This window comes from Pseudomonas cimarronensis (assembly GCF_049331905.1).
GTDB lineage: Bacteria > Pseudomonadota > Gammaproteobacteria > Pseudomonadales > Pseudomonadaceae > Aquipseudomonas.
Genome location: NZ_CP186283.1, coordinates 1,689,049 through 1,714,732 on the forward strand (window position 1 = coordinate 1,689,049; position 25,684 = coordinate 1,714,732).

Sequence of the window (25,684 nt, forward strand, 5' to 3'; positions counted from 1 at the left end):
CTGCAATGTATGAATAACGGGGCTGTTCGATCAGCCCCGTGTCATTTGTGAATACCTACGAGAGACGGCCATGGCCCACGACATTCACGCCCACCGCATCCTCATTCTGGACTTCGGTTCCCAGTACACCCAGCTGATCGCCCGCCGTGTGCGCGAGATCGGCGTCTATTGCGAACTGCACCCCTGGGACATGAGCGACGAGGACATCCGCGCCTTCGCCCCGCGCGGCATCATCCTCGCCGGTGGCCCGGAGTCGGTGCACGAAGCTAATAGCCCGCGCGCGCCGCAAGCGGTGTTCGACCTGAATGTACCGGTGCTGGGCATCTGCTACGGCATGCAGACCATGGCCGAGCAGCTCGGTGGCAAGGTAGAAGGTTCCGATCTGCGTGAATTCGGCTACGCCCGTGTCGACGTGGTCGGCAAGAGCCAACTGCTGGCCGGCATCGAAGACCATGTCGACGCCGACGGCGTGCTGGGCCTCGACGTATGGATGAGCCACGGCGACAAGGTCACCCGCCTGCCGGAAGGTTTTCACATCCTCGCCAGCACCCCGAGCTGCCCGATCGCCGCCATGTGCGACGACACTCGCCACTATTACGGCGTGCAGTTCCACCCGGAAGTGACCCACACCAAGCAGGGCGGTCGCATCCTCTCGCGCTTCGTGCTGGAAATCAGCGGCTGTGAAGCCCTGTGGACCCCGGCCAATATCGTCGAAGACGCCATCGCCGCGGTACGTGCCCAGGTTGGCGACGCCAACGTGCTGCTCGGCCTGTCCGGTGGTGTCGACTCCTCGGTGGTCGCGGCGTTGCTGCACAAGGCCATCGGCGACCAACTGACCTGCGTATTCGTCGACAACGGCCTGCTGCGCCTGCACGAAGGTGACCAGGTCATGGCCATGTTCGCCGAGAACATGGGCGTCAAGGTGATCCGCGCCAACGCCGAAGAGCAGTTCCTCGGCAACCTGGCTGGCGAAGCCGACCCGGAAAAGAAGCGCAAGATCATCGGTCGCACGTTCATCGACGTGTTCGATGCTCAGGCCAGCCAGCTGGACAACATCCAGTTCCTCGCCCAGGGCACCATCTACCCGGACGTGATCGAGTCCGCTGGCGCCAAGAGCGGCAAGGCCCACGTGATCAAGAGCCACCACAACGTCGGTGGCCTGCCCGAGGAAATGAACCTCAAATTGGTCGAGCCGCTGCGTGAGCTGTTCAAAGACGAAGTACGCAAGATCGGCCTTGAGCTGGGCCTGCCCTACGACATGGTCTACCGCCACCCGTTCCCTGGCCCGGGCCTGGGTGTGCGCATCCTCGGCGAAGTGAAAAAGGAATACGCCGACCTGCTGCGCCGCGCCGATCACATCTTTATCGAAGAGCTGCGCAAGGCCGACTGGTACCACAAGACCAGCCAGGCCTTCGTGGTGTTCCAGCCGGTGAAATCGGTGGGTGTGGTCGGTGACGGCCGTCGCTACGCCTGGGTCGTTGCCCTGCGTGCTGTGGAAACCGTGGACTTCATGACCGCTCGCTGGGCGCACCTGCCCTACGAGCTGTTGGAGACCGTCAGCGGCCGCATCATCAACGAAATCGAAGGCATCTCCCGCGTCACCTATGACGTGTCGAGCAAGCCGCCTGCCACCATCGAGTGGGAGTAAGCAGAAGGGGCCTACGGGCCCCTTTTCGTTGCCTGCCTGTTTATCGTGGCTATGCTCCGGCTGCGGATTGACCCAGAATCCAGGTCGTCCGGCCATTCACGCAGGGAGATCAGCGATGACTGCAGCAGTTGCCATGACGAGCAGGTTGCAACCGGGTGGCCGTATCCGTGGGTTTATTCTGGCGGCGCTGCTGCTTGTCAGCCCGGCGTGGGCACAGGACGAGGCGTCTGAGCTGCCGCCTGCGGCCATGCCGTCTACAGCAATTGCCCTGAACGACATTCTGCTGCAGGCAGATGATGACCAGCGCCTGGCTGAGCGTGCCCAGCGCCGGGCGATGAATGCCGATCCGGCGGCTGCGTTGGAGGCTCAACTGGATGCTATTGCGCAGCCTGTGGATGAGAAGCTGCAGACCTTCAGTGTGGATGAGCTGCGCCAGTTGCCTTTTGTGCGTCTGGAAAGCCTGCTGCGCCACTGGAACTTCGATGCGCGGCGCATGCAGGCCTGGCGTGCGCAGATGCGCGAGGTGATCAAACCCTATGCCGATGAGACGGCTGAGCTGTCGCAGCGTCGTGCGCGCTGGCAGGCCACGCGCGCAGCGACGCCGGCAGACAGCATGCCTGCGCCGCTGGCGCGGCAAATCGAGAGCATGGTCAACGCATTGCAGGCCGCCGAACAGGCGCTGACCACGCCGTTAGAGCGCCTGATTGAGCTGGGGCAGCGGGGTAATACGGTCAATTCGCGGATTCAGCTTGGCCGCGAAGACGTGGTGCGGGTGATCAGTAGCGTTGATGCGCGCCTGTTCAGCCGTGATGCGCCCTCGCTGTGGCAAGCTCTGCCGCTGCGCCCTGAGCCGCAGGCAGGGGCGGATGATGTGGTGCAGGGGCTGGACATTGAGGTGCGCTTTGCCGATGCCTATGGCGCGGTGAACAGCGTCAAGGTGCACGGCGTGCAAGGGCTGCAGCTGTTATTACTGCTTATGCTGCTCTGGTTGGCCCGCCAGCAACGTCAGGCGGCTTACCGCGAACTGGATGAAGACAGTCAGCTTGTGGCTGCGCGTCCCATATCGGCCTGGATCCTGCTGGCGGTGCTGGGGGTGCTGGTGGCCGAGTCGGACGCGCCCATGCTGGCGCTGGAAGTGCTGACTCTGGTAGCCGTAGTGCCGGCATTGCGTATGCTGCCGCCGCGCACCCATGAGCTGTTGGGGGGCTGGCCGCTCGTGGCGGCCGGTTTGTACCTGGTTGATCGCCTGGGTGCGCTGATTTTGGGCGGTGAAGCAGGTTATCGATTGTTCCAGTTTGCCCTGACCCTGGTTGCCCTGCTGATTACGCTATGGCTGTTGTGGCAGATACAGCGACGAGTAGCGCAGGGGCGCGGGCCAGTGTTGGTGCGTGCGGTGGCCTGGTTGGGTGGTGGCTTGTTGCTGGCCTCGTTGCTGGCCAATCTGGCTGGTGCCGTACTTCTGGCGCAGACGCTCACCAGCGGGGTAATCGACAGTGGCTACATTGGCCTGTTGCTGTACGCCGGCATGCTGGTGATCAATGCGTTGCTGCGGATGCTGATCGGCTTGTCGGCCGTGCGCCCGCTGTGGCTGATCCGCCGCCATGGCCAGGCGCTGCTGGATTGGCTGCGTCGGGCGCTGTTTCTGGCGGCGGCGGTGAGCTGGTTGCTGTACAGCATGGATCGCTTTCGCCTGCTGTTGCCGGTGCAGGGTTTAGTCAGTCAGGTGCTGGGCTATGACGTCGAGGTCGGCGAGTTGTCCATCAGCCTGGGCGATGTGCTGGTGTTTGCATTGTCAGTGCTGATCACCGTTGCTGCGGCGCGGGTGACCAAACTGATATTGCGCGAGCAGCTGCAGGGGCACAGCCGCTTGCCACGCGGGGTCGGCAACAGTATCGCCTCGCTGACTTATTACGCCTTGCTGCTGCTGGGCTTTCTGCTGGCGTTGTCGGCGGCAGGCTTCAAGGTCAGTCAACTGACGCTGCTGTTTGGTGCGCTGGGTGTGGGTATCGGCTTTGGGTTGCAGGGGCTGGTGAGCAACTTCGTGTCGGGCCTGGTGCTGATGTTCGAGCGGCCGATCCAGCCCGGCGATGTCATCGAAATCAATGGCGCCAGCGGCAGCGTGCGTGAAATCGGCTTGCGCGCCACCAAGATCCGTACCTTCGATGGCGCCGACATCGTGGTGCCCAATGGCACCCTGGTGGCCAACAACCTGACCAACTGGACGCTGCAGGACCGCAATCGGCGTATTGAAGTGCCGGTCGGTGTCGCTTACGGCAGCGACCCTGCCGAGGTGATCGAATTGCTGGCTGGAGTAGCGCGGGCTGTGCCTGGGGTGGCCGCAGAGCCCGCGCCGGTGGTGTTGCTGCAGGAATACGGTGACAGCGCGTTGAAGTTCAGCGTACGCGCCTGGGCGCAGGACTATGACCGCTGGACCGCTACCCGCAGCGAGCTGATGGTGAGCATGTTGCAGGCGCTTGCGTCGGCCAATATCAGCATCCCGTACAACCAGTTCGACCTCAATCTGCGCGAGGTTCCGGAGGCCCTGACTGGGGCTGTTCGTCAGGCAGGCCAGCTGGAGGGAAAACCGGGCGCGTCCTGAGGTTTCGGCCCGGTGTAGCTGCCGGTGCGGCAATCAGCCTCGATTACAGGCTCGTCTTGATGGCTGTTTAGATGAGAAACTATTGCATTTGTTGGGCGGGACTCTCCCCTCAATGCATAGGCCTGGCATCAGTTGGGCTATCTGGAGTCGATATGCTGTTTTCCCGTAGGCAAGTCTTGGTCGGCCTGGCTGGCTTGGGTGTCGTTGGCCTTGGAGCTGGCGGTGTGCGCTACTGGCTGGGTCGCCCGGAAAATGTGGCGACTCACGACTACGAGCTGATCGCCGCACCGCTGGATATCGAGCTGGTGCCGGGGCATCGCACGCCGGCCTGGGCATACGGCGGTCAGGCTCCGGGTGTGGAGTTGCGCTGCCGGCAGGGCGAGCGTTTGCGTGTGCGCTTTATTAACAAGCTGGACGTGCCGACCACCATCCATTGGCACGGCATCCGTCTGCCGCTTGAGATGGACGGCGTGCCTTATGTGTCGCAGGCGCCGGTGCTGCCGGGTGAGTACTTCGACTACAGCTTTATTACCCCCGACGCCGGCAGCTTCTGGTATCACCCGCATGTCGCCAGCGGCGAGCAGCTGGGGCGTGGCCTAGTCGGTGCGCTGATCGTCGAGGAGCGTGAGCCAACGGGCTTTATCCACGATCACGTGCTGAATCTGAAAAGCTGGCATATCGACGGGCAGGGCGCGTTCACTGATTTCAGCGTGCCGCGCGAGGCGGCGCGCGGCGGTACGCCGGGGCGCCTGAGTACGGTCAATGGTGTACATACGCCGACCCTGGATTTACCTGCCGGGCAGGTGGTGCGTCTGCGCCTGATCAATCTGGATAACACCCTGACTTATCGTCTCAACCTGCCAGGCGCGGATGCGCGCATCTATGCGCTGGATGGCAATCCGGTCGAGCCGCGACCGCTGGGCAAGGAATACTGGCTGGGGCCGGGGATGCGTATCGAGTTGGGGTTGAAGGTGCCGGTCGCGGGTACAGAGCTGGCGCTGCGTAACGGGCCATTGCGCCTGGCGACCTTGCGTGCGCAGCCCAATGCCGAAGGGATGGGGGAGTGGCCGCCTGCACTGCCAGCCAACCCGGTGGCTGAGCCGCACCTAGCCACTGCGCAAACCATCAATTTCAACTTTGAGTGGGCGGGCGCGGTATCGACCGGGCTGGCGCAGGGCGCTGCGCACAGCTTCTGGCAGATCAATGGTCAGGCCTGGGATATCAATGACAAGACCTGCGCCGACCGGCCGATTGCCCGCCTGCAACTGGGTAAGAGTTATATCTTCGAGCTGCGTAACCTCAGTCAGTATCAGCACCCGATCCATCTGCACGGCATGACGTTTAAAGTGTTGGCATCGGACCGTAAATCGATCATCCCGTATTTCACCGACACTTACCTGCTGGGCAAGAATGAGCGCGCACGCGTCGCGCTGGTCGCGGATAATCCCGGGGTGTGGATGTTCCATTGCCATGTGATCGACCATATGGAAACCGGTCTGATGGCATCAATCGAGGTCGTTTAAGCGTGCGCCAACCCCTGATCATTGATCGCAGCCAGGATCAGCATTTTATGCGCGAGGCCCTGGCTCTGGCCGCCCAAGGCGCCGCTTTGGGTGAGGTGCCGGTCGGCGCGGTGCTGGTGCAGGATGGCCAGATTATCGGGCGCGGCTTTAACTGCCCGATCTCCACCCATGATCCCAGCGCCCACGCCGAGATGGTGGCGATTCGCGCCGCCGCGCAAGCCCTGGATAACTATCGCCTGCCGGGCAGCACCCTGTATGTGACCCTGGAACCGTGCAACATGTGCGCCGGGCTGATTGTGCATGCGCGGGTACAGCGCGTGGTGTATGGCGCCACCGAACCCAAGGCCGGGGTGGCGATCAGCCGAGGACAGTTTTTCAGCCAGGAATTTCTCAATCACAGGGTGTTGATCGAGGGCGGGGTGCTGGCGGAGGAGTGTGGTGCGGCGCTGAGTGCGTTCTTCAAAGCGCGGCGTGAGCAACGCTAGAACCTGCTCAAAGTCTGCTGCGCGTCGGCTCTGCTGCGTTAAAAACAGGCTGGAAGCCGCTTGCGGCTAACGCGCTTCAGCGCGACCCCGAAGGGGCGAGTGAAACGAGTAATGCTCATGTACAGCTCGTACACTCCGCTTCCCCGCCGCTTTGACCAGCCGGAGGCTGTTACTACGTAGCGCCTTGCATAGCTCTAGCTCGCGAGCCTTTGAGCAGGTCCTGTTAAAGCGGCGGGGTCTGTTCGTTGGGCTTACGCTTGTCGATGCCCGGCAGGTGCTGGCTGCTCTCGGCCAACTGCGAGCCTTCCAGCTGCGGTTGGGTCACCCAGGTGAGGATGTCGTAGTAGCGACGGATGTTGCGCACAAAGTGCACCGGTTCGCCGCCACGGGCATAGCCGTAGCGGGTTTTGCTGTACCACTGCTTCTGCGAGAGGCGCGGCAGGATTTTTTGCACATCCAGCCACTTGTTCGGATCCAGGCCTTCGGCTTCGGTGAGCTTGCGCGCATCTTCCAGATGACCGCCACCGATGTTGTAAGCGGCCAGGGCGAACCAGGTGCGATCGGGCTCCTGAATGCTCTCCGGCAGCTGGTTTTTCACGTGCACGATGTATTTGGCGCCGCCTTCGATGCTCTGCTTGGGGTTCAGGCGATCTGACACGCCCATGGCCTGGGCGGTGCGCAAGGTCAGCATCATCAGCCCGCGTACGCCGGTCTTCGAGGTGGCTGTGGGTTGCCAGAGAGATTCCTGATAACCCATGGCGGCGAGCAGGCGCCAGTCGACCTGATTGGCCTGGGCGGCTTCGCGGAAGTACTTCTCGTAGCGCGGAAGACGCTGCTGCAGGTGCTGGGCGAAGGTGTAAGCGCCGACGTAGCCGAGGACGTCGACGTGACCGTAATAGCGGTCCTTGAGGCGTTGCAGGCTGCCATTCTTCTGCGCGCGCTCGATAAAGGCGTTCATCTCGTCGAGCAGGCTGCGGTCTTCACCCGATGCGGTGGCCCAGGCCAGGTTTTGCGCATCGCCTAGATCAAAGGCCACGCGCACGTTGGAGAAGTACACCTGATTCATGGCCAGTTCGTTGGAGTCGACCAGGGTCAGGTCGATCTGCCCCTCATCGACCATGCGCAACAGGTCGACCACCTCTACCGCAGCAGACTCTTCATAACTCAGTTCGGGTAATTGCAGCTTGAGTGCTGCCAGCTGTTCGGCGTGGCTGCTGCCTTTAAGCACCAGAATGCGTTTGCCGAGCAGATCGTCCGGGCGGGTCGGGCGTTGTTGGCCATTGCGGTAGATCACCTGCGGGGTGACTTCCAGATAGGGCAGGGAGAATCGCGCCTGGGTTTGCCGTCCGTCGCTTTCCACCAGACCGGCCGCAGCCAGCACCGGGCCGTTGGGCTTGTTCAGGCTGGCAAACAATTCGTCGAGGTTATCGGCGGTTTCGATCTGCAATTCGACGCCCAAATCGTCGGCAAAGCGCTTCACCAGCTCATATTCGAAGCCGGTTTCGCCGTTACGGTCCTGGAAGTAGGTGGCCGGGCTGTTACGGGTGATCACCCGCAGTACACCCTCCGCCTGAACGCGCTCGAGTGTGCTGGGTTCTTCAGCACAGCCGCCGAGCAGCAGGAGGATTCCGATCACCGACAGCCAGCAGGCGCAGCGCGCACGGAACGCAGATTGGGCAAACATTGGCGCAGTATACGCAAAGCCCGCTGCGCACCATATATCGACAGCATCGGTCGTCTCTGTTAGCGCTGCGCGGCATCGAGCCCGCCGAATGCGCCTATTGGCAGGGCATGGGCGGCTTGTCCGAGGCGGCTAACAGAGCCTGGCCGCCACGGGTGCTGTCGGCGATGCTTTAGGCTAGAATGCACGGCCTCAAAGTACACCCCTTCCCAGAGGCTGTCCCCGATGTTGATCCTGCGCGGCGCTCCCGCCCTTTCTGCTTTCCGTCACGGCAAACTGCTTGAACAACTGAACAGCAAGGTGCCTGCGGTCACTGGCCTGTATGCCGAGTTCGCGCATTTCGCCGAAGTGTCTGGCGTGCTTAACGCCGACGAAGAGCAGGTATTGGCCCGTTTGCTGAAGTACGGCCCGAGTGTGCCGGTGCAGGAGCCCAATGGCCGCCTGTTTCTGACTATTCCGCGTTTCGGCACCATCTCGCCCTGGTCGAGCAAGGCCAGCGACATCGCCCGCAACTGCGGTCTGGCGAAGATTCAGCGCATCGAGCGCGGCCTGGCCTACTACGTCAGCGGCGAGCTGAATGCCGCCGAGGCGCAGCAGGTGGCGGATCTGTTGCATGACCGCATGACCCAGCTGGTGCTGGATAACCTCGAAGGCGCGGCGGCGCTGTTCAGCCACGCCCAGCCCAAACCGTTGACGGCGATCGACATTCTTGGCGGCGGCCGCGCCGCCTTGGAGCAGGCCAACGTCGAGTTGGGTCTGGCTCTGGCCGAAGATGAAATCGATTACCTGCTCAATGCTTTCCAGGGTCTGGGGCGCAACCCGCACGACATCGAGCTGATGATGTTCGCCCAGGCCAACTCCGAGCATTGCCGCCACAAGATCTTCAATGCCAGTTGGGATATCGACGGCGAAAGCCAGGACAAGTCGCTGTTCGGCATGATCAAGAACACCTACCAGATGCACAGCGAGAACGTGCTGTCCGCTTACAAGGACAACGCCTCGGTGATCGTCGGGCACACCGCTGGGCGTTTCTTCCCGAATCCGCAAACCCGCCAGTACGGCGCGGTGCAGGAACCGGTGCATATTCTGATGAAGGTGGAAACCCACAACCACCCGACCGCCATTTCCCCGTTCTCCGGTGCCTCCACCGGTTCCGGAGGCGAGATCCGCGACGAAGGTGCCACCGGCCGTGGCGCCAAGCCGAAGGCTGGGCTGACCGGCTTTACCGTCTCCAACCTGAACATCCCCGGTTTCGAACAGCCGTGGGAAGTGCCGTACGGCAAGCCCGAGCGCATCGTGACCCCGCTGGACATCATGATCGAAGGCCCGCTGGGTGGCGCGGCGTTCAACAACGAATTCGGCCGTCCGGCGCTGACCGGCTACTTCCGCACTTTCGAGCAAGCGATCAGCACGCCCCATGGCGACGAAGTGCGCGGCTACCACAAGCCGATCATGCTCGCCGGCGGCATGGGTAACATTCGTGCAGATCACGTGCAGAAAGGCGAGATCACCGTGGGCGCCAAGCTCATCGTGCTCGGCGGCCCGGCCATGCTGATCGGCCTGGGTGGCGGCGCGGCGTCGTCGGTTGCCACTGGTGCCAGCTCGGCTGATCTGGATTTCGCCTCGGTACAGCGCGAAAACCCGGAAATGGAACGCCGTTGCCAGGAGGTTATCGACCGCTGCTGGCAACTCGGCGACGCCAACCCGATTGCCTTTATCCATGATGTCGGCGCCGGTGGTATTTCCAACGCCTTCCCGGAGCTGGTCAATGACGGCGGCCGTGGCGGCCGTTTCGAACTGCGCAACGTGCCGAATGACGAGCCGGGCATGGCCCCGCACGAAATCTGGAGCAACGAGTCCCAGGAACGTTACGTACTGGCCGTCAGCGCTGTCGATTTCGAACGCTTCAAAGCCATTTGCGAGCGCGAGCGTTGCCCGTTTGCGGTCGTCGGCGAAGCCACCGAAGAAGCCCACTTGACCGTAACTGACAGCCACTTCGCCAATACCCCGGTGGACATGCCATTGGAAGTGCTGCTCGGCAAACCGCCGCGCATGCATCGCTCGGTGACCCGCGAAGCCGAACTGGGCGACGATTTTGCTGCCGCCAATGTGGATATCGACGAAGCGGTAACTCGCGTGCTGCATCACCCGGCCGTGGCCAGTAAGAGCTTCCTGATCACCATTGGTGACCGCACCATTACCGGTCTGGTTGCCCGCGACCAGATGGTTGGCCCGTGGCAGGTGCCGGTGGCCGATTGCGCCGTGACTGCCACCAGCTTTGATGTGTACACCGGTGAGTCGATGGCCATGGGCGAGCGCACGCCGCTGGCGCTGCTGGACGCCGCCGCCTCCGGGCGTATGGCGATTGGCGAGACGCTGACCAACCTGGCGGCCTCGCGCATCGAAAAACTCTCCGACATCAAGCTGTCCGCCAACTGGATGGCCGCTGCTGGCCACCCGGGCGAAGACGCGCGCCTGTACGACACCGTGAAAGCGGTCGGCATGCAGCTGTGCCCCGAGCTGGGCATCACCATTCCGGTGGGCAAAGACTCGATGTCGATGAAAACCCAGTGGCGCGATGAAGGTACGGATAAGAGCGTGACCTCGCCGCTGTCGTTGGTGGTGACCGGCTTTGCCCCGGTCAGCGATATTCGCAAGACCCTGACCCCGCAACTGCGCATGGACAAGGGCGAAACCGACCTGATCCTGATCGACCTGGGCCGTGGGCAGAACCGCATGGGCGCCTCGATCCTCACCCAGGTGTACGGCAAGCTCGGCACCCAGGCACCGGATGTGGATGACGCCGAAGACCTCAAGGCCTTCTTCGCGGTGATCCAGGGCCTGAATGCTGATGGCCATATTCTCGCTTACCACGACCGTTCCGACGGCGGCCTGCTGGTGACCGCGCTGGAAATGGCCTTTGCCGGCCATTGCGGCTTGAACCTGTTCCTCGATGCCTTGGCTGACGACCGCGCTGAGCTGGCTGCGGTGCTGTTCAACGAAGAGTTGGGTGCGGTGATTCAGGTGCATCAGGACGCTAGCCCGGAAGTGCTGGCGCAGTTCAGCGCCGCCGGTCTGGGCGACTGTGTGGCGGTGATCGGTCAGCCGGTCAACAGCGATGACGTGGCCATCAGCTTCAACGGTCAGCCGGTCTTCGGCGGTCAGCGCCGCTTGCTGCAGCGTCAGTGGGCGCAAACCAGCTACCAGATTCAGCGTCTGCGCGACAACGTGCAGTGCGCCGAGCAGGAGTTCGACGCCATCCTCGACGAGGAAAACCCGGGTTTGTCGGCCAAGCTCAGCTTCGACGTCAATCAGGACATCAGCGCGCCGTATATCCGCAAGGGTGTGCGCCCGCAGATCGCTGTTCTGCGTGAGCAGGGTGTCAACGGTCAGGTGGAAATGGCTGCGGCCTTCGATCGTGCGGGTTTCAGTGCGATCGACGTGCACATGAGCGATATCCTCAGCGGTCGCGTCAGTCTTGAAGAGTTCAAGGGCCTGGTCGCCTGCGGCGGTTTCTCCTACGGCGACGTACTGGGTGCCGGCGAAGGCTGGGCCAAGTCGATCCTGTTCAACAGCCGCGCCCGCGATGGCTTCCAGGCGTTCTTCGAGCGCAAGGACAGCTTTGCCCTTGGCGTGTGCAACGGCTGCCAGATGATGAGCAACCTGCACGAGCTGATCCCCGGTACCGAGTTCTGGCCGCATTTCGTGCGCAACCGCTCCGAGCAGTTCGAAGCGCGCGTGGCGATGGTCCAGGTACAGGAGTCGGCATCGATCTTCCTGCAGGGCATGGCCGGTTCGCGTATGCCAATTGCCATCGCCCACGGCGAAGGTCATGCCGAGTTCGAGAACGAGGAAGCCTTGCTTGAAGCCGATCTGTCCGGCTGTGTGGCCATGCGCTTTATCGACAACCACGGCAAAGTCACCGAAACCTACCCGGCCAACCCGAACGGTTCGCCGCGCGGGATCACCGGTCTGACCAGCCGTGACGGCCGTGTGACCATCATGATGCCGCACCCGGAGCGGGTATTCCGCGCCGTGCAGAACTCCTGGAAGCCGGATGACTGGCAGGAAGATGCAGGCTGGATGCGCATGTTCCGCAACGCCCGCGTGTGGGTGGATTAACAGCGGCCGCAATGCGGCTCTCTGCTGACCCTCTCCCGCTTGTGGGAGAGGGTGCCCGAAGGGCGGGAGAGGGCGTGTGAATCCGCAATACTCTGTTTTGCCTGAGGTGCGCCAGGTCAAACCTGGCGATACTTTATTGCTGTGCCGCTGCGGGCGTTCGTCCCAGCTTCCCGATTGTATTTCTGCCTGCCCTGATGCGCTTGAGCTGCAGCCTGAGCGTGAACAGTTTCTGCTGTTGTGCCGTTGTGGCCAATCACAGCGCCTACCCTATTGTGATGGCCGGCATAATCAGCCGGTGCAGGGCTTGAGGGCCCGTTGGCGGCGCTTCTGGCGTGGCTTGTAGCGTGCGTCAGGATTGAACACTCGGCCAATGATCGGGTCATAGGAAGCAAGTGTGATACGCCTCGCGAACCGCGAATAGGGCAAAGTGCCATTATTGTGTGGCATCATTAGCGCGCTGTTTTTATCAGTCTTGCCGGTGGGGACCTCGATGTACAAACTGTGTTTTTATGTGCCTGAAACCCATCTGGAAACGGTGAAATCCGCCGTGTTCAGCGCGGGTGGTGGCCGTATCGGTCAGTATGATCAGTGCTGTTGGCAGGTGCTTGGGCAGGGGCAGTTTCGCGCCCTGGAAGGCAGTCAACCGTTTATCGGGCAGCCAGGGCAGGTGACTCAGGTGGCGGAGTGGAAAGTTGAGTTGGTGGTGGCCGACGAGCTGATCCACGATGCGGTCAAGGCCATGAAAAAGCAGCATCCCTATGAGACACCCGCCTTCGAGGTATGGCGTCTTTCAGACATCCAGTTCTAAGTGCAGAGCGGCTGCGGCAGGCCCGCAGGACTCTGCGTTCGAATATGAAAAAGGCACCTTCAAGGTGCCTTTTTTGTGCCTGCCTTTCAGGGCCGAATTTCGATCAGCGTGCCGTCTTTGACCAGTGACCAGACCTCACGCATGTCGATGTTCTTCATGGCGATACAGCCTTCGGTCCAGTCCAGGGTATGGAAGAACCATTCGGGGTATTCCTCGTCCAGCGGCGTGCCGTGGATCATGATCATGCCGCCGGCCGGTACGCCCTTGGCGCGGGCTTGCGCCTGGTCGCGGGCGTTGGGGTAGGAGATGTGCATGGACAGGTTGTACTTGTCGCTGGTCTTGCGCCAGTCGATCCAGTAGAAGCCTTCCGGGGTGCGCAGATCGCCTTCGCGCTGCTTGGCCCCTTCCGGCTGTTTGCCCAATGAAATACGGTAGGACTTGAGCGTGTCGCCGCGGCTGATCAGGTGCAGCTTGCGCTCGGACTTGACCACCAGCACCTTGTCGATGGTTTTGCCGTTGAGGCTTGGGGTGGTGTTGGCGTGGCCAGTCAGGGCAACGGTCAGGCAGAGTAGGGCGAACAACCAGCGCATCGTAATTCCCATGGATCAAAAGGCTTTCTTGTAATGTGCGCGCAAGGCTTCAAGCGGCTCGTTGCGGACCGGGTAGTGCTGCTGCAGGCGATCCGCGAAGTAGCATTCTAAGGTACGCCCGATGGTCGGGAAAGCCAGCTCTGACCAGGGGATGTCCTGTTCGTGAAACAGCTGCACCTCCAGGCTTTCCTCGCCCGGGGCAAAGTCCAGGTCGACCAGTTCGGCGCGAAATAGCATGTACACCTGATTGATGTGCGGCAGGTCGAACAGGGTATACAGGCTCAGGCTGCGCACCCGGGCGCAGGCTTCTTCATGGGTTTCACGAGCGGCGGCCTGCTCCAGGGTTTCGCCGTTTTCCATAAAGCCGGCGGGCAGTGTCCAGTAGCCACGCCGTGGCTCGATGGCGCGGCGGCACAGCAATACCTGTTCGCCCCATACCGGCAGGCAGCCGGCAATAATGCGCGGGTTCTGGTAATGCACGGTCTGGCACTGTGCGCAGACATGACGTAGGCGAGTGTCGCCCTGCGGGATGATATGGCTGATCGGGCTGCCACAATTGCTACAGAACTTCATGCCAGGTCCTCGCTGCGTGTCGGCTATCTTGGCGTGCATGCCGGGTGCTCGGCAAGCGACCTGAACGCTTGGTTATCGAGCGCCTGAATGATGCTTGGCAGCGGTACGGGGCTTGGGCCGTGCGCTGCTTTCATGCCATGATCGACGGCAGAATAAAAGACCGAGAATCCCCATGCTGGACGAGTTGCTCCATCGCATGCGCGGCTATAGCCCGCTCAGTTTGCAGATCGACAAACACTACCCTGAAGCTGCAGTGCTGGTGCCCATCACCCGCAGTGACGAACCGGAAGTGGTGCTGACCCTGCGCGCCAGTGGTTTGTCCACGCACAGTGGCGAAGTGGCCTTTCCCGGTGGTCGGCGCGACCCTGATGATGCTGATCTGGTACAGACCGCCCTGCGCGAAGCCGAGGAGGAGATCGGCCTGCCGCCGGGCCTGGTTGAGGTGGTGGGGCCACTCAGTACGCTGGTATCGCGGCACGGTATTAAGGTCACACCCTACGTAGGTCTGGTGCCGGATTTTGTCGAATACCGGCCCAATGACGGTGAGATTGCTGCGGTGTTTGCTGTGCCGCTGGCATTCTTTCGCGAGGATCCGCGGGAAACCACGCACCGTATCGATTACCTCGGGCGCAGCTGGTATGTGCCGAGTTACCGCTATGGCGAATATAAAATCTGGGGGCTGACGGCGATCATGCTGGTCGAGTTGGTCAACCTGGTGTTCGATGATGTGCATATCGATATGCACCAGCCGCCCGAGCACTTTATCAAGCTCACCTGAGCTTATGAGGAAGCAGCCATGAAATATCGACTGGGTTCGTCCAGCGTCGACGCCCATCCAGAGAGCTGGGTTGCACCTAATGCCACCCTAGTGGGCAAGGTCAAATTGGAATCGGGGGCCAGCGTGTGGTTTAACGCCGTGCTGCGCGGCGATAACGAGCTGATTCATATCGGCGAGAACAGCAACGTGCAGGACGGCACGGTGATGCACACCGATATGGGCTTTCCGCTGACTATCGGCAAGGGCGTGACCATTGGCCATAACACCATGCTGCACGGCTGCACCGTGGGCGATTACAGCCTGATCGGCATCAATGCGGTGATCCTCAATGGCGCGAAAATCGGTAAAAACTGCATCATCGGCGCTAATAGCCTGATCGGTGAAGGCAAGGAAATTCCTGATGGTTCGCTGGTCATGGGCTCGCCCGGCAAAGTGGTGCGTGAGCTGACCGAGCCGCAGAAAAAGATGCTCGAAGCCAGCGCCGCACACTACGTGCACAACGCTCAACGCTATGCCCGTGATCTGGCGGTACAGGACGACTCATGAGCAACGAACGTCCCGTCGCCTCGCCCTGCGTACATGTCTGCGCGTTGGACGATGAAGATATCTGCATCGGCTGCCAGCGTACGGTCGCCGAAATTACCCGCTGGAGCCTGATGGACAACAGCGAGCGCCGTGAGGTGCTGATGCGTTGTCATGAGCGGGCCAAAGCCAAAGGCATTCTGCTGTAACTTTCTTGATCAGTTTGAGGACTCCCCATGCCCCGTATCGGAACCCCTTTGTCGCCGAGCGCGACCCGCGTGCTGTTGTGTGGCTCTGGCGAGCTGGGCAAGGAGGTGGTGATCGAGTTGCAACGACTTGGCGTCGAGGTGATTGCCGTTGATCGTTACGCCAATGCGCCGGCCATGCAGGTGGCGCACCGCAGCCATGTGATCAACATGCTCGACGGCGCCGCCCTGCGTGCAGTGATTGAGCTGGAACAGCCGCACTACATCGTTCCGGAAATCGAGGCGATTGCCACTGCGACCCTGGTCGAGTTGGAAAACGAAGGTTTTACCGTAATCCCTAGCGCCCGCGCTGCACAGCTGACCATGAACCGTGAAGGCATTCGCCGTTTGGCCGCCGAAGAATTGGGGCTGCCGACCTCGCCGTATCAGTTTGCCGACTCCTTCGAGCAGTGCCGTGCAGCGGTTGAAAGCATCGGCTTTCCCTGCCTGATCAAGCCGATCATGAGTTCGTCGGGCAAAGGCCAGTCGGTGCTGAAAAGTCTGGATGACCTGCAAGCCGCCTGGGATTACGCCCAGGCCGGCGGCCGTGCCGGCAAGGGCCGGGTGATAGTCGAGGGCTTTATCGATTTCGATTATGAAATCGCGCTGCTTACCGTGCGCCACAGTGGCGGCACCACCTTCTGTGCCCCGGTTGGCCATCGTCAGGTCAAGGGGGACTACCAGGAGTCCTGGCAGCCGCAGCCGATGAGCGTCAAGGCTCAGGCTGAAGCCGAGCGCATCGCCCTGGCGGTGACCGGCTCGCTGGGCGGACGCGGGCTGTTTGGCGTTGAACTGTTCGTCAAAGGTGATCAGGTGTGGTTCTGCGAAATCTCCCCGCGCCCGCACGACACCGGCCTGGTCACCCTGATTTCCCAGGATCTGTCCGAATTCGCCCTGCACGCACGGGCGATTCTCGGTTTGCCGATTCCAGCCATTCGTCAGTTCGGCCCATCGGCTTCTGCGGTGATCTTGGTTGAGGGGGAATCGCAGCAAGTCAGCTTCGGCAACCTCGGCGCGGCCCTGGCCGAGGCGGATACTGCTCTGCGCCTGTTCGGCAAGCCGGAAGTCAGCGGTCAGCGGCGTATGGGTGTGGCGCTGGCGCGAGATGAGTCGTTACAAGCGGCGCGGGCCAAGGCCACGCGTGCGTCGCAGGCGGTCAAGGTCGAACTGTGAGTGCGTTGCGCGCCTATGCCTGGTGGCTGGGTTTGGCGCTGTTGGCACCGATTGCCTTGCCGCTGGCGGTGCACACGCGGCGTAACGCGCTGCGTTTACCACCAGCTAGCGGGCCGCTGAATGGTGTGGCGGGCGCGGACTTGCCGGGTGAGCCGCTACGCCTGCTAGTGCTGGGTGAGTCGACTGTGGTTGGCGTGGGGGTGGATGAGCTGCATGCCGCGTTGGTCGGGCAGTTGGCTGCAACACTGGCTGCGCGCAGCGGTCGTCCGGTTGCCTGGCGTGCGTGCGGTGAAAACGGCATTACCGCCACGCAGGCCCATGAGCGGCTGTTGCCGCAGGTGTTGGGTCAACCCTTTGATCTGGCGCTGCTGGTGTTTGGCGTCAACGACACTACCCATCTGACGTCACTGCCGCGTTGGGAGGCGGCGCTTGGCGGTATGGCGCAAGCCTTGGCTGTTCGTGGCGCTCGGGTGGTGTTTAGCAGCGTGCCGCCGCTGCAGCATTTCACGGCCTTGCCCTGGCTGCTGCGGCGTTTGCTCGGCATGCGTGCCGCTCTGCTGGATGCGCGTCTGCGCCGGCTGGCTGCGCGTCAGGGGGCAGGGCATCATGCGGTCGAGTTGGAGTTTTCCGCCGAGTACCTGGCGCGTGATGGTTATCATCCGTCAGCGCTCGGGTATCGCGTATGGGCTGAGGGGCTGGCCCTCAATCTGCTGCCGGCGGTTCGGCCTTAGGTTTGGTTTTGGCCTGCCAGATGCGTACGCTTTTCACCCGGTTCTCGGCGGCCTGCAGGATTTCCAGGCGGTAAGGGCCGATCTTCAGGCACACCGCGCTATCGGGAATGCTTTCCAGGGCTTCGGTGATCAGGCCGTTGAGGGTTTTCGGCCCGTCGCTGGGCAGGTGCCAGTCCAGCGCCTTGTTGATTTCGCGGATATAGGCGGCGCCATCGATGACCTGGGTGCCATCTTCCTGGGGGTGAATATCCGGGCTGCGCAGGGTGTCCTGGTTGCTGAAGTCACCGACGATTTCTTCGAGGATATCTTCCAGGGTGACAATGCCGATGACATCGCCATATTCGTCCACCACGATGCCAATTCGGCGCTTCTGCTTCTGGAAGTTGATCAGCTGGGTCGACAGCGGCGTGCCTTCCGGCACGAAGTAGGGCTCGTTGCAGGCTGCCAGTAGCGCTTCTTTGCTCAGCTGGTTGTGCGTCAGCAGTCGGGCAATCTGGCGCATGTGCACGATGCCTTCGATCTGATTGATGTCCGTGCGAAACACCGGCAGGCGGGTGTGGGTGGTATTGGTCAACTGGTTGATGATGCTGTCGAGGTCATCTTCCAGATTGATCCCGGTGACTTCGTTGCGCGGGATCATGATGTCATCCACCGTCACCCGTTCCAGGTCGAGAATGCCGAGCAGCATGTCCTGGCGATTTTTCGGCAGCTCATGCCCGGACTCGCGCACCACGCTGCGCAGTTCCTCGGTGGTCAGGCTGTCGCTGCTCTTGCTGGTGGGGTCGACGCCCAGCAGTCTGAGCAGGCCGTTGGTGATCCAGCCCAGCAGAATGACCAGCGGATAAAACAGTTTGAGTAGCAGCAACAGCGGCAGGCTGAACGGGTAGGCGACCCGTTCTGGATGCAAGGCTGCCAGGGTCTTGGGGGTGATTTCACCGAAGATCAGCAGTGCCAGGGTCAGGCCGATTGTCGCGATGGCGATTCCAGCCTCGCCCCAGAGTTTGATGGCCAGCACTGTGGCGATGGCAGACGCGAAAATATTGACGAAGTTGTTACCGATCAGGATGGTGCCGAGCAGACGATCCGGTCGGCTGAGTAGCGAGCTGACGCGCTTGGCTCCGCGATGACCTTCTTTGGTCAGATGCTTGAGGCGGTAGCGGTTAAGGCTGAGGATGCCGGTTTCCGAACTGGAGAAAAACGCTGAGCAAAGCAGCAGAAATATCAACAGGCCGAACAGAAAGCCGGGGTGTGCGTTTTCCACGGAAGGGGTCTCAGATATGCAGGATAAATTCGCGAACCAGCTTGCTGCCGAAGTAGGCCAGCATCAGCAGGCAGAAGCCCGCCAGGGTCCAGCGAATCGCTTTATGGCCGCGCCAGCCGAGTTGGTGGCGACCCCATAGCAGCACGGCAAAAACCACCCAGGCGAAGAAGGACAGGAAGGTCTTGTGCGCCAGGTGCTGGGCGAACAGGTCATTGATAAACAGCGCGCCGGACAGCAGTGACAGCGACAGCAGTGCCCAGCCAGCCCAGAGGAAGCCGAACAGCAGGCTTTCCATGGTCTGCAGGGGCGGGAAGTTCTTGATCAGCCCGGAGGGGTGTTTGTGCTTGAGCTGATGGTCCTGCAGCAGCAGGAGCAGCGACTGGAACACGGCGATGGTCAGCATGCCGTAAGCGGTTACGGACAGCAGGATGTGCGCCAGGATGCCGGGAGCCTCATCAATCGGCCGGCTTGTGCCGCTGGGCATGAACTGTGCGAGCAGGACCGTCAGAAAGCCCAGCGGAAACAGCAGAATCAGCAGGTTTTCCACAGGGATGCGCGCGCAAGCCAGCAGGGTCAGCAAAATGACCGAGGCGGCAATCAGGCTGGCGGCGTTGAAAAAGTCCAGTGACAGACCTGTCGGGCTGTACATCTGCATGAACAGGCTGCTGGTATGAAAGAGCAGGGCGAAAACGCCGAGCACAACCAGCAGGCGCTTGTTGATGGTGCTGCGCTGTTGCAGGCGCAGGCCTTGGTAAGACGCGGCTGCCGCGTATAAGCAGGCGGCGGCGAGGCTGGGTAACAGAGGGTGCATAAGTCCTTGTCAGGCAAACCCGGAAGACGCGCAGTGTGGCATACAACCGTCGCGCCACGAAAGCGTCTGGCTTTGTCAGCGGACCAGGCGCGGTGGCGATGAAACGCCAACAGACCTGGTCACTCTTCGCTATAATCCGCCGCCTGTTACAAGCCTACCCTCGGCTCGGTTGAGCCTGAAAGGAACGAGCATGTTTGAAAATCTGACAGATCGTCTCTCACAGACCCTGCGCAATGTTACTGGCAAGGCCAAGCTGAGCGAAGACAACATCAAGGATACGCTGCGCGAAGTGCGCATGGCCTTGCTGGAAGCCGACGTGGCACTGCCTGTGGTCAAGGACTTCGTTAATAAGGTCAAGGATCGTGCGGTCGGCACCGAAGTGTCGAAGAGCCTGACCCCAGGCCAGGCCTTCGTGAAGATCGTGCGTGCCGAGCTCGAAGAGCTGATGGGTGCGGCCAACGAAGACCTTGCGCTGAATGCCGTACCGCCCGCCGTGGTGCTGATGGCGGGTCTGCAGGGCGCGGGTAAGACCACCACCGTCGGCAAGCTGGCGCGCTTCCTTAAAGAGCGCAAGAAGAAAACCGTGATGGTGGTCTCGGCTGACGTTTACCGTCCGGCCGCGATCAAGCAGCTGGAAACCCTGGCCAATGATATTGGCGTGACCTTCTTTCCGTCGGATATCAGCCAGAAGCCGGTGGCGATTGCCGAGGCGGCGATCAAGGAAGCCAAGCTCAAATTTATCGACGTGGTGCTGGTGGATACTGCCGGTCGTCTGGCCATTGATGCCGAGATGATGGCGGAAATCCAGGCGCTGCACGGGGCGATCAAACCGGTAGAAACCCTGTTCGTGGTCGACGCCATGACGGGGCAGGACGCGGCTAACACCGCCAAGGCGTTCAATGATGCGCTGCCGCTGACCGGGGTCGTACTGACCAAGGTTGACGGCGATGCCCGTGGTGGTGCCGCGCTGTCGGTGCGGCATATCACCGGCAAGCCGATCAAGTTCATCGGTATGGGTGAGAAAACCGAGGCGCTCGAGCCCTTCCATCCGGATCGGATTGCCTCGCGCATTCTCGGTATGGGTGATGTGCTCAGCCTGATCGAGCAGGCCGAACAGACCCTGGATCGCGAGAAAGCCGAGAAGCTCACCAAAAAGCTGAAGAAGGGCAAGGGCTTCGATCTCGAAGACTTCCGCGACCAGCTGCAACAAATGAAGAACATGGGTGGCCTTGGCGGCCTGATGGACAAGCTGCCGCAGATGGGCGGTGTCAATCTGGCGCAGATGGGCAATGCCCAGGGTGCGGCCGAGAAGCAGTTCAAACAGATGGAGGCGATCATCAATTCGATGACGCCGGCCGAGCGTCGCGATCCGGAGATTATCAGTGGCTCGCGCAAGCGCCGCATCGCCATGGGTTCCGGTACCCAGGTGCAGGACATTGGTCGCTTGATCAAGCAGCACAAGCAGATGCAGAAAATGATGAAAAAATTCACTGCTAAAGGCGGTATGGCCAAGATGATGCGCGGCATGGGTGGGATGATGCCGGGCGGTCTGCCGAAGCTGTAACAGCAGTAATAAAGGCTGCGTGTGGGCTGGCGAGAGTGTTTGCCAGCCTGATGCGCAGCCAGCACCGACCGGCGGCTTGAAAAAGAGATTTGCAAAAAGCCGGATAATCCTTAGAATATGCGGCCTTTCGGGCCTAGTGCCCTATGCTTGCATTTCAGTTTTGCAGCACCGACTACAGGAAAGAAGTTCAATGGTAACCATCCGTCTTGCCCGTGGCGGCTCCAAAAAGCGCCCGTTCTACCACCTGACCGTGACCAACAGCCGCAATGCGCGCGATGGTCGCTTCGTTGAGCGTATTGGTTTCTTCAACCCGGTTGCTTCGGGTGCAGAAGTCAAGCTGTCGGTTAACCAAGAGCGTGCCGCTTACTGGCTCGGTCAAGGTGCACAGCCGTCTGAGCGCGTAGCTCAGCTGCTCAAGGAAGCTGCTAAGGCTGCAGCCTAAGCATCATGAGCATGACGCCAGCTCCCGCCGAGGGCCTTGTAGTTCTCGGCAAGATTGTCTCGGTGCATGGCGTAAAGGGTGATGTGAAGGTGTATTCCTTTACCGAGCCTTTGACCAACGTGCTCAATTACCCTCACTGGACGCTAAAGCGTGACGGCGAGGTTAAGCAAGTTGAAGTGGCCGGTGGACGTTTGCAGGGCAAAGTCCTGGTGGCAAAGCTTAAGGGTCTGGATGATCGCGAAGTGGCTCGTACCTTCGCGGGTTTTGACATTTGTGTGCCTCGTAGCCAGTTACCGGAACTTAGCGACGGCGATTACTACTGGTATCAGTTGGAAGGCCTCAAGGTTATTGATCAGGCAGGGCAGTTGCTCGGTAAGGTTGATCACCTGTTTGAGACCGGTGCCAACGATGTGATGGTGGTCAAACCCTGCACCGACAGCCTGGATGGTCGCGAGCGCCTGTTGCCCTACACCGAGCAATGTGTGCTGTCGATTGATCTGGTCGCTGGCGAAATGCGGGTCGACTGGGATGCGGACTTCTAAGCCTGATGTCAAATCTGCGCGTTGAAGTTATTACGCTGTTTCCGGAAATGTTTGCCGCTATCAGCGAATATGGCATTACCAGCCGAGCGGTGAAGCAGGGCCTGTTGCAATTGACCTGCTGGAATCCGCGCAGCTACACCACAGATCGCCATCACACCGTTGATGACCGGCCTTTTGGTGGTGGCCCGGGCATGGTGATGAAGATCAAGCCGCTTGAAGATGCTTTGCTTGATGCAAGGCAGGCTACAGGTGGTGCGGCCAAGGTGATCTACCTGTCGCCGCAAGGTCGCCAGCTGACGCAGTCAGCAGTACGCGAACTGGTTAACGAAGAGGCTTTAATCCTCATCGCAGGTCGCTACGAAGGCATCGATGAGCGCTTTATTGAGGCGCATGTCGATGAAGAATGGTCGATTGGGGATTACGTCCTGTCTGGCGGTGAGCTGCCGGCCATGGTGCTGATCGACGCGGTAACGCGCCTTTTGCCTGGTGCATTGGGTCATGCAGACTCGGCCGAGGAAGACTCCTTTACGGATGGCTTGCTCGACTGCCCGCACTACACCCGTCCGGAGGTGTATGCGGATAAACGTGTTCCCGAAGTGTTGCTTAGTGGCAACCACGAACACATCCGGCGTTGGCGTTTGCAGCAGTCCCTTGGTCGGACCTACGAGCGACGCGCCGATCTTCTGGAAAGCCGCTCGCTTTCTGGAGAAGAGAAAAAGCTGCTGGAGGAATACGTCCGCCAGCGGGACGATAGTTAATGTATCGATGACCGGCCGAGGCCTGTCTTAGGAGCGCAGCATGACCAACAAGATTATTCAGCAGCTCGAAGCTGAGCAGATGAGCAAAGAAATCCCGACTTTCGCGCCAGGCGACACTGTTGTCGTCCAGGTTAAAGTGAAAGAAGGTGACCGTCAGCGTCTGCAGGCTTTCGAAGGCGTTGTTATCGCCAAGCGTAACCGTGGTCTGAACAGTGCCTTCACTGTTCGCAAGATCTCCAACGGTGTTGGCGTTGAGCGTACTTTCCAGACCTACAGCCCGCTGGTCGACAGCCTGGCTGTGAAGCGTCGCGGTGACGTGCGCAAAGCCAAGCTGTACTACCTGCGTGACCTGTCCGGTAAGGCAGCGCGCATCAAGGAAAAGCTGTCCTAAGTTCGGACGCTTCTCTGAAAAAAGCAGCCTTCGGGCTGCTTTTTTCGTTTATGGGCCGATGACTGGTGAGTTTCCGGCCTCAGCTCTGCCCATGTGGTCGCGTGTCAATAATCCCAAGAGTCGCCCGCAGCGCTGTGGCAGCTGCATCCGATTGAATCTGGCAGTAGTGGCATGACCCCGAGAGAGCAGGAAATTCAGCGGCGCACCGCATTATCGGAAACCCGCGTGGCCAAGGCGGTATTTCCGCCGACCACCAATCATCACAACACCCTCTTCGGTGGTACGGCGCTGGCCTGGATGGACGAAGTGTCGTTTATCGCTGCCACGCGCTTCTGTCGCTTGCCGCTGGTGACGGTGTCGTCGGATCGCATCGATTTCAAGCACGCGATACCGGCCGGCTCAATCGTCGAGCTGATTGGTCGGGTGATCAAGGTGGGCACCACCAGCCTCAAGGTTGAGGTTGAGGTATTTGTCGAAAGCATGAACAGTGACGCCCGCGAGCGGGCGATCAGTGGTGTGTTCAGTTTTGTTGCGATCGATGAGCGGCAGAAACCGGTGCCTGTGCTGCCGTGCTGAGCGTAGGCCCTGTTCCTACTGATGCAGGCTGATCTTCAGGGATGCCTGCGACAGGTCGATATCGTGCAGGCTCAGGCTACCCATGCTCTGGCCCTGCGGGGCGCCAGCGACACGGATATTGTCGAAGCGCAGCTCACCAATCGAGCTGGGTAGGCGCACATTGATCGAGCCGTCGGCGTTGATCACCGAGGTCAGCTTGCTGGTGTCGTACTGCACGTCTTTCATTGAAGTTTCCGCTTCGAGACTGCTCAGTACCGGCATCACCAGTTTGCTCAGTTGGCCAACGGTGCCGAGGCCGTCGCCACTGCCAGCCTGGAGAAACAGGCCCTGCAGCACATCGTCGAGACCTTGGGCGCTGACATTGCTCATTTCCAGGTCGCTCAAGGGGCGCAGGCCTCGCGGTGTCTGCTCCTGGCTGACCGCGCTGACTTGTGAGCGCGGCGCGTCAGCGCTGGCGATCTGGAAGGGTGTTAGCAGGGCTGCGATCAGAGTGGCGGCGAGGCGCAGGTTGCTCTGCTTGCTCAGGGCCTTTTTCAGCTGGCGTTCGCTCAGCCAGCCCTGCTCGATAAGGATCTCACCCAGGCGCTTCTGGCTGGTGAGTTGCAGTTTGATGGCAGCATCCAGCTGACCGCGGTTAATCAGTCCCTTGTTGATCAGAATCTGACCAAGGCGTGAGTGCTGTTGGCTGGACATCGCGTGGGCCCATTGTGCTGTAGTGGCGTGATGCAATCATGGTCTGCAAATGGCTGCCTGTCACCCACCCAAAGATAGGGTGACGTCGGCTTTCAGCGCTGGTCTAGCGACCGTTGGTCGGCTGCCAATCTGTGAGCAGATGCAGTGCGTGAGGCTGGTCGAAGGTGCCGTGCTGGTGGACACTAGCCCAACTGTTCAATGAGGTTATTTGATGCCTGCTATCGACCATCCACTGATTGAGCGTTTTCTGGAGTCGCTCTGGCTGGAAAAGGGCTTGTCAGCTCATACGCGGGCGGCGTATCGCAGTGATCTGGCGTTGTTCAATGGTTGGTTGCAGGCGCGTGATGTACAGCTGGTAGATGCTGGGCGTGAACTTGTTCTGGATCACTTGGCCTGGCGCCTGAATGCAGGCTACAAGGCGCGCTCCACGGCGCGGCTGCTCTCGGGGTTGCGCGGGTTCTACCGGTTTCTTCTGCGTGAACAGTTGATCAGTCGTGATCCGACCTTGCAGGTTGACTTGCCGCAGCTGGGGCGGCCACTGCCCAAGTCGCTGTCCGAAGCCGATGTTGAGGCGTTGCTGGCTGCCCCCGAGCTGGATGACCCAATAGGTCTGCGCGACCGGGCGATGCTGGAGGTGCTATATGCCTGCGGTTTGCGCGTGAGCGAGCTAATTGGCCTGACGCTGGAGCAGGTCAATCTGCGTCAGGGTGTGTTGCGCGTATTCGGCAAGGGCAGCAAGGAGCGCCTGGTGCCGCTGGGTGAAGAGGCGATTGCCTGGATTGAGCGCTACAGCAAGGAGGCGCGGCCGTTTCTGCTGGATGGCAAGCCCAGTGATGTGCTGTTTCCCAGTCAGCGTGGCGAGCAGATGACCCGGCAAACCTTCTGGTACCGAATCAAGCATCAGGCCAAGGTGGCGGGGATCAGCAAGAGCCTGTCGCCGCACACCTTGCGTCATGCGTTCGCCACCCATTTGCTCAATCATGGAGCTGATTTGCGCGTGGTACAGATGCTCCTTGGGCACAGTGACCTGTCGACCACGCAGATCTACACCCATATCGCCCGGGCGCGGTTGCAAGAGCTGCATGCGCAGCACCACCCGCGCGGCTGAGAGTGCCGCCTGGCCTGCCGTGGTCGGTCTGTTCGGGCTTCTATGGTAGGCTGTGCCGAT

At 60.9% G+C, this 25,684-nt stretch carries 25 protein-coding genes; 19 read left to right on the top strand and 6 right to left on the bottom strand.

Going from position 1 to position 25,684, the window contains the following annotated elements:
- The first annotated feature begins 70 nt into the window (after nucleotides 1-70).
- From guaA to tadA, 4 genes are all read left to right on the top strand, one after another.
- A complete protein-coding gene (gene guaA / locus ACOCLD_RS07840) occupies nucleotides 71-1,648 on the top strand; it encodes a glutamine-hydrolyzing GMP synthase (RefSeq protein WP_257777361.1) in 1,578 nt (525 codons plus the stop codon).
- 133 nt (nucleotides 1,649-1,781) lie between these two features.
- Nucleotides 1,782-4,247 (top strand): mechanosensitive ion channel domain-containing protein, encoded by a 2,466-nt coding sequence (locus tag ACOCLD_RS07845; RefSeq protein ID WP_422911472.1) that lies wholly within the window; start codon nucleotides 1,782-1,784, stop codon nucleotides 4,245-4,247.
- A 152-nt stretch (nucleotides 4,248-4,399) separates the two neighbouring features.
- Nucleotides 4,400-5,770, top strand: a complete 1,371-nt coding sequence (locus ACOCLD_RS07850) for a multicopper oxidase family protein (protein ID WP_422911473.1) — start codon at nucleotides 4,400-4,402, stop codon at nucleotides 5,768-5,770.
- 2 nt (nucleotides 5,771-5,772) lie between these two features.
- A complete protein-coding gene (tadA, locus tag ACOCLD_RS07855) occupies nucleotides 5,773-6,255 on the top strand; it encodes a tRNA adenosine(34) deaminase TadA (RefSeq protein WP_422911474.1) in 483 nt (160 codons plus the stop codon).
- A gap of 223 nt (nucleotides 6,256-6,478) precedes the next feature.
- On the opposite strand, the gene mltF is transcribed toward tadA, so the two are convergent.
- Entirely contained in the window at nucleotides 6,479-7,939 is a 1,461-nt protein-coding gene (gene mltF / locus ACOCLD_RS07860) for a membrane-bound lytic murein transglycosylase MltF (RefSeq protein ID WP_422911475.1), read from the bottom strand.
- 222 nt (nucleotides 7,940-8,161) lie between these two features.
- Here mltF and purL point away from each other — a divergent pair, with 222 nt between their 5' ends.
- The 3 genes from purL (at nucleotide 8,162) to ACOCLD_RS07875 (ending at nucleotide 12,866) form a co-directional block, all read left to right on the top strand.
- Nucleotides 8,162-12,058 carry a phosphoribosylformylglycinamidine synthase gene (gene purL / locus ACOCLD_RS07865; RefSeq protein ID WP_422911476.1) on the top strand — a complete coding sequence of 1,299 codons (3,897 nt, stop codon included), beginning with the start codon at nucleotides 8,162-8,164 and terminating at the stop codon, nucleotides 12,056-12,058.
- 106 nt (nucleotides 12,059-12,164) lie between these two features.
- The gene (locus tag ACOCLD_RS07870; RefSeq protein ID WP_422911779.1) at nucleotides 12,165-12,401 is read left to right on the top strand and encodes a CDGSH iron-sulfur domain-containing protein; all 237 of its coding nucleotides are present in this window, start codon (nucleotides 12,165-12,167) and stop codon (nucleotides 12,399-12,401) included.
- A gap of 147 nt (nucleotides 12,402-12,548) precedes the next feature.
- Nucleotides 12,549-12,866: a YqfO family protein gene (locus ACOCLD_RS07875; RefSeq protein ID WP_233683965.1), complete on the top strand. Its 318-nt coding sequence runs from the start codon at nucleotides 12,549-12,551 to the stop codon at nucleotides 12,864-12,866.
- A gap of 86 nt (nucleotides 12,867-12,952) precedes the next feature.
- Here ACOCLD_RS07875 and ACOCLD_RS07880 read toward each other — a convergent pair whose 3' ends face one another.
- A complete protein-coding gene (locus ACOCLD_RS07880; RefSeq protein ID WP_233683966.1) occupies nucleotides 12,953-13,456 on the bottom strand; it encodes a L,D-transpeptidase family protein in 504 nt (167 codons plus the stop codon).
- Between the two features lie 15 nt (nucleotides 13,457-13,471).
- The gene (locus tag ACOCLD_RS07885) at nucleotides 13,472-14,029 is read right to left on the bottom strand and encodes an NUDIX hydrolase (protein ID WP_422911477.1); all 558 of its coding nucleotides are present in this window, start codon (nucleotides 14,027-14,029) and stop codon (nucleotides 13,472-13,474) included.
- Nucleotides 14,030-14,201: 172 nt separating this feature from the next.
- Here ACOCLD_RS07885 and ACOCLD_RS07890 point away from each other — a divergent pair, with 172 nt between their 5' ends.
- The 5 genes from ACOCLD_RS07890 to ACOCLD_RS07910 are packed head-to-tail and all read left to right on the top strand — an operon-like array spanning nucleotide 14,202 to nucleotide 17,478.
- Nucleotides 14,202-14,807, top strand: a complete 606-nt coding sequence (locus tag ACOCLD_RS07890) for a CoA pyrophosphatase (protein ID WP_422911478.1) — start codon at nucleotides 14,202-14,204, stop codon at nucleotides 14,805-14,807.
- Nucleotides 14,808-14,825: 18 nt separating this feature from the next.
- A complete protein-coding gene (locus tag ACOCLD_RS07895; RefSeq protein ID WP_422911479.1) occupies nucleotides 14,826-15,353 on the top strand; it encodes a gamma carbonic anhydrase family protein in 528 nt (175 codons plus the stop codon).
- On the top strand, nucleotides 15,350-15,538 hold the full coding sequence (locus tag ACOCLD_RS07900) for a DUF1289 domain-containing protein (protein ID WP_422911480.1): 189 nt from the start codon (nucleotides 15,350-15,352) through the stop codon (nucleotides 15,536-15,538). The genes ACOCLD_RS07895 and ACOCLD_RS07900 overlap by 4 nt, the downstream gene beginning before the upstream one ends.
- A gap of 27 nt (nucleotides 15,539-15,565) precedes the next feature.
- Nucleotides 15,566-16,747 (top strand): formate-dependent phosphoribosylglycinamide formyltransferase, encoded by a 1,182-nt coding sequence (gene purT, locus ACOCLD_RS07905; RefSeq protein ID WP_422911481.1) that lies wholly within the window; start codon nucleotides 15,566-15,568, stop codon nucleotides 16,745-16,747.
- Complete coding sequence (locus ACOCLD_RS07910; RefSeq protein WP_422911482.1) at nucleotides 16,744-17,478, top strand: SGNH/GDSL hydrolase family protein; 735 nt, start codon at nucleotides 16,744-16,746, stop codon at nucleotides 17,476-17,478. Before purT ends, ACOCLD_RS07910 begins: the two co-directional genes overlap by 4 nt.
- Here the strand turns inward: ACOCLD_RS07910 and ACOCLD_RS07915 are convergent.
- A complete protein-coding gene (locus ACOCLD_RS07915; RefSeq protein WP_422911483.1) occupies nucleotides 17,450-18,739 on the bottom strand; it encodes an HlyC/CorC family transporter in 1,290 nt (429 codons plus the stop codon). The genes ACOCLD_RS07910 and ACOCLD_RS07915 overlap by 29 nt on opposite strands.
- Before the next feature lie 10 nt (nucleotides 18,740-18,749).
- Nucleotides 18,750-19,550 (bottom strand): cytochrome C assembly family protein, encoded by an 801-nt coding sequence (locus tag ACOCLD_RS07920; protein WP_422911484.1) that lies wholly within the window; start codon nucleotides 19,548-19,550, stop codon nucleotides 18,750-18,752.
- Nucleotides 19,551-19,740: 190 nt separating this feature from the next.
- On the opposite strand from ACOCLD_RS07920, the gene ffh reads away from it, so the two are divergent.
- From ffh to ACOCLD_RS07950, 6 genes are all read left to right on the top strand, one after another.
- Complete coding sequence (ffh, locus tag ACOCLD_RS07925) at nucleotides 19,741-21,114, top strand: signal recognition particle protein (protein ID WP_422911485.1); 1,374 nt, start codon at nucleotides 19,741-19,743, stop codon at nucleotides 21,112-21,114.
- Nucleotides 21,115-21,304: 190 nt separating this feature from the next.
- A complete protein-coding gene (rpsP, locus tag ACOCLD_RS07930) occupies nucleotides 21,305-21,556 on the top strand; it encodes a 30S ribosomal protein S16 (RefSeq protein WP_090442998.1) in 252 nt (83 codons plus the stop codon).
- Between the two features lie 5 nt (nucleotides 21,557-21,561).
- Nucleotides 21,562-22,098: a ribosome maturation factor RimM gene (gene rimM / locus ACOCLD_RS07935; RefSeq protein ID WP_422911486.1), complete on the top strand. Its 537-nt coding sequence runs from the start codon at nucleotides 21,562-21,564 to the stop codon at nucleotides 22,096-22,098.
- A gap of 5 nt (nucleotides 22,099-22,103) precedes the next feature.
- A complete protein-coding gene (gene trmD, locus ACOCLD_RS07940; RefSeq protein WP_233683977.1) occupies nucleotides 22,104-22,856 on the top strand; it encodes a tRNA (guanosine(37)-N1)-methyltransferase TrmD in 753 nt (250 codons plus the stop codon).
- Nucleotides 22,857-22,896: 40 nt separating this feature from the next.
- On the top strand, nucleotides 22,897-23,247 hold the full coding sequence (rplS, locus tag ACOCLD_RS07945) for a 50S ribosomal protein L19 (RefSeq protein WP_392540305.1): 351 nt from the start codon (nucleotides 22,897-22,899) through the stop codon (nucleotides 23,245-23,247).
- 171 nt (nucleotides 23,248-23,418) lie between these two features.
- Nucleotides 23,419-23,823: an acyl-CoA thioesterase gene (locus ACOCLD_RS07950; protein WP_422911487.1), complete on the top strand. Its 405-nt coding sequence runs from the start codon at nucleotides 23,419-23,421 to the stop codon at nucleotides 23,821-23,823.
- A 15-nt stretch (nucleotides 23,824-23,838) separates the two neighbouring features.
- Here ACOCLD_RS07950 and ACOCLD_RS07955 read toward each other — a convergent pair whose 3' ends face one another.
- A complete protein-coding gene (locus ACOCLD_RS07955; RefSeq protein WP_422911488.1) occupies nucleotides 23,839-24,516 on the bottom strand; it encodes a hypothetical protein in 678 nt (225 codons plus the stop codon).
- Nucleotides 24,517-24,727: 211 nt separating this feature from the next.
- Between ACOCLD_RS07955 and xerD the strand changes: the two genes are divergently transcribed.
- Nucleotides 24,728-25,624, top strand: a complete 897-nt coding sequence (gene xerD, locus ACOCLD_RS07960) for a site-specific tyrosine recombinase XerD (RefSeq protein WP_422911489.1) — start codon at nucleotides 24,728-24,730, stop codon at nucleotides 25,622-25,624.
- The last annotated feature ends 60 nt before the right edge of the window (nucleotides 25,625-25,684 follow it).

Excerpts from the sequence above, each read along its gene's own strand:
- ACOCLD_RS07890 (WP_422911478.1), top strand. The coding sequence starts at position 14,202 with ATGCTGGACGAGTTGCTCCATCGCATGCGCGGCTATAGCCCGCTCAGT.
- xerD (WP_422911489.1), top strand. The coding sequence starts at position 24,728 with ATGCCTGCTATCGACCATCCACTGATTGAGCGTTTTCTGGAGTCGCTC.
- rpsP (WP_090442998.1), top strand. The coding sequence starts at position 21,305 with ATGGTAACCATCCGTCTTGCCCGTGGCGGCTCCAAAAAGCGCCCGTTC.
- ACOCLD_RS07875 (WP_233683965.1), top strand. The coding sequence starts at position 12,549 with ATGTACAAACTGTGTTTTTATGTGCCTGAAACCCATCTGGAAACGGTG.
- rimM (WP_422911486.1), top strand. The coding sequence starts at position 21,562 with ATGAGCATGACGCCAGCTCCCGCCGAGGGCCTTGTAGTTCTCGGCAAG.
- ACOCLD_RS07880 (WP_233683966.1), bottom strand. The coding sequence starts at position 13,456 with ATGCGCTGGTTGTTCGCCCTACTCTGCCTGACCGTTGCCCTGACTGGC.
- purL (WP_422911476.1), top strand. The coding sequence starts at position 8,162 with ATGTTGATCCTGCGCGGCGCTCCCGCCCTTTCTGCTTTCCGTCACGGC.
- ACOCLD_RS07955 (WP_422911488.1), bottom strand. The coding sequence starts at position 24,516 with ATGTCCAGCCAACAGCACTCACGCCTTGGTCAGATTCTGATCAACAAG.
- ACOCLD_RS07845 (WP_422911472.1), top strand. The coding sequence starts at position 1,782 with ATGACGAGCAGGTTGCAACCGGGTGGCCGTATCCGTGGGTTTATTCTG.
- ffh (WP_422911485.1), top strand. The coding sequence starts at position 19,741 with ATGTTTGAAAATCTGACAGATCGTCTCTCACAGACCCTGCGCAATGTT.
- mltF (WP_422911475.1), bottom strand. The coding sequence starts at position 7,939 with ATGTTTGCCCAATCTGCGTTCCGTGCGCGCTGCGCCTGCTGGCTGTCG.
- ACOCLD_RS07895 (WP_422911479.1), top strand. The coding sequence starts at position 14,826 with ATGAAATATCGACTGGGTTCGTCCAGCGTCGACGCCCATCCAGAGAGC.
- rplS (WP_392540305.1), top strand. The coding sequence starts at position 22,897 with ATGACCAACAAGATTATTCAGCAGCTCGAAGCTGAGCAGATGAGCAAA.
- ACOCLD_RS07885 (WP_422911477.1), bottom strand. The coding sequence starts at position 14,029 with ATGAAGTTCTGTAGCAATTGTGGCAGCCCGATCAGCCATATCATCCCG.
- ACOCLD_RS07920 (WP_422911484.1), bottom strand. The coding sequence starts at position 19,550 with ATGCACCCTCTGTTACCCAGCCTCGCCGCCGCCTGCTTATACGCGGCA.
- ACOCLD_RS07900 (WP_422911480.1), top strand. The coding sequence starts at position 15,350 with ATGAGCAACGAACGTCCCGTCGCCTCGCCCTGCGTACATGTCTGCGCG.
- ACOCLD_RS07850 (WP_422911473.1), top strand. The coding sequence starts at position 4,400 with ATGCTGTTTTCCCGTAGGCAAGTCTTGGTCGGCCTGGCTGGCTTGGGT.
- guaA (WP_257777361.1), top strand. The coding sequence starts at position 71 with ATGGCCCACGACATTCACGCCCACCGCATCCTCATTCTGGACTTCGGT.
- ACOCLD_RS07950 (WP_422911487.1), top strand. The coding sequence starts at position 23,419 with ATGACCCCGAGAGAGCAGGAAATTCAGCGGCGCACCGCATTATCGGAA.
- trmD (WP_233683977.1), top strand. The coding sequence starts at position 22,104 with ATGTCAAATCTGCGCGTTGAAGTTATTACGCTGTTTCCGGAAATGTTT.
- purT (WP_422911481.1), top strand. The coding sequence starts at position 15,566 with ATGCCCCGTATCGGAACCCCTTTGTCGCCGAGCGCGACCCGCGTGCTG.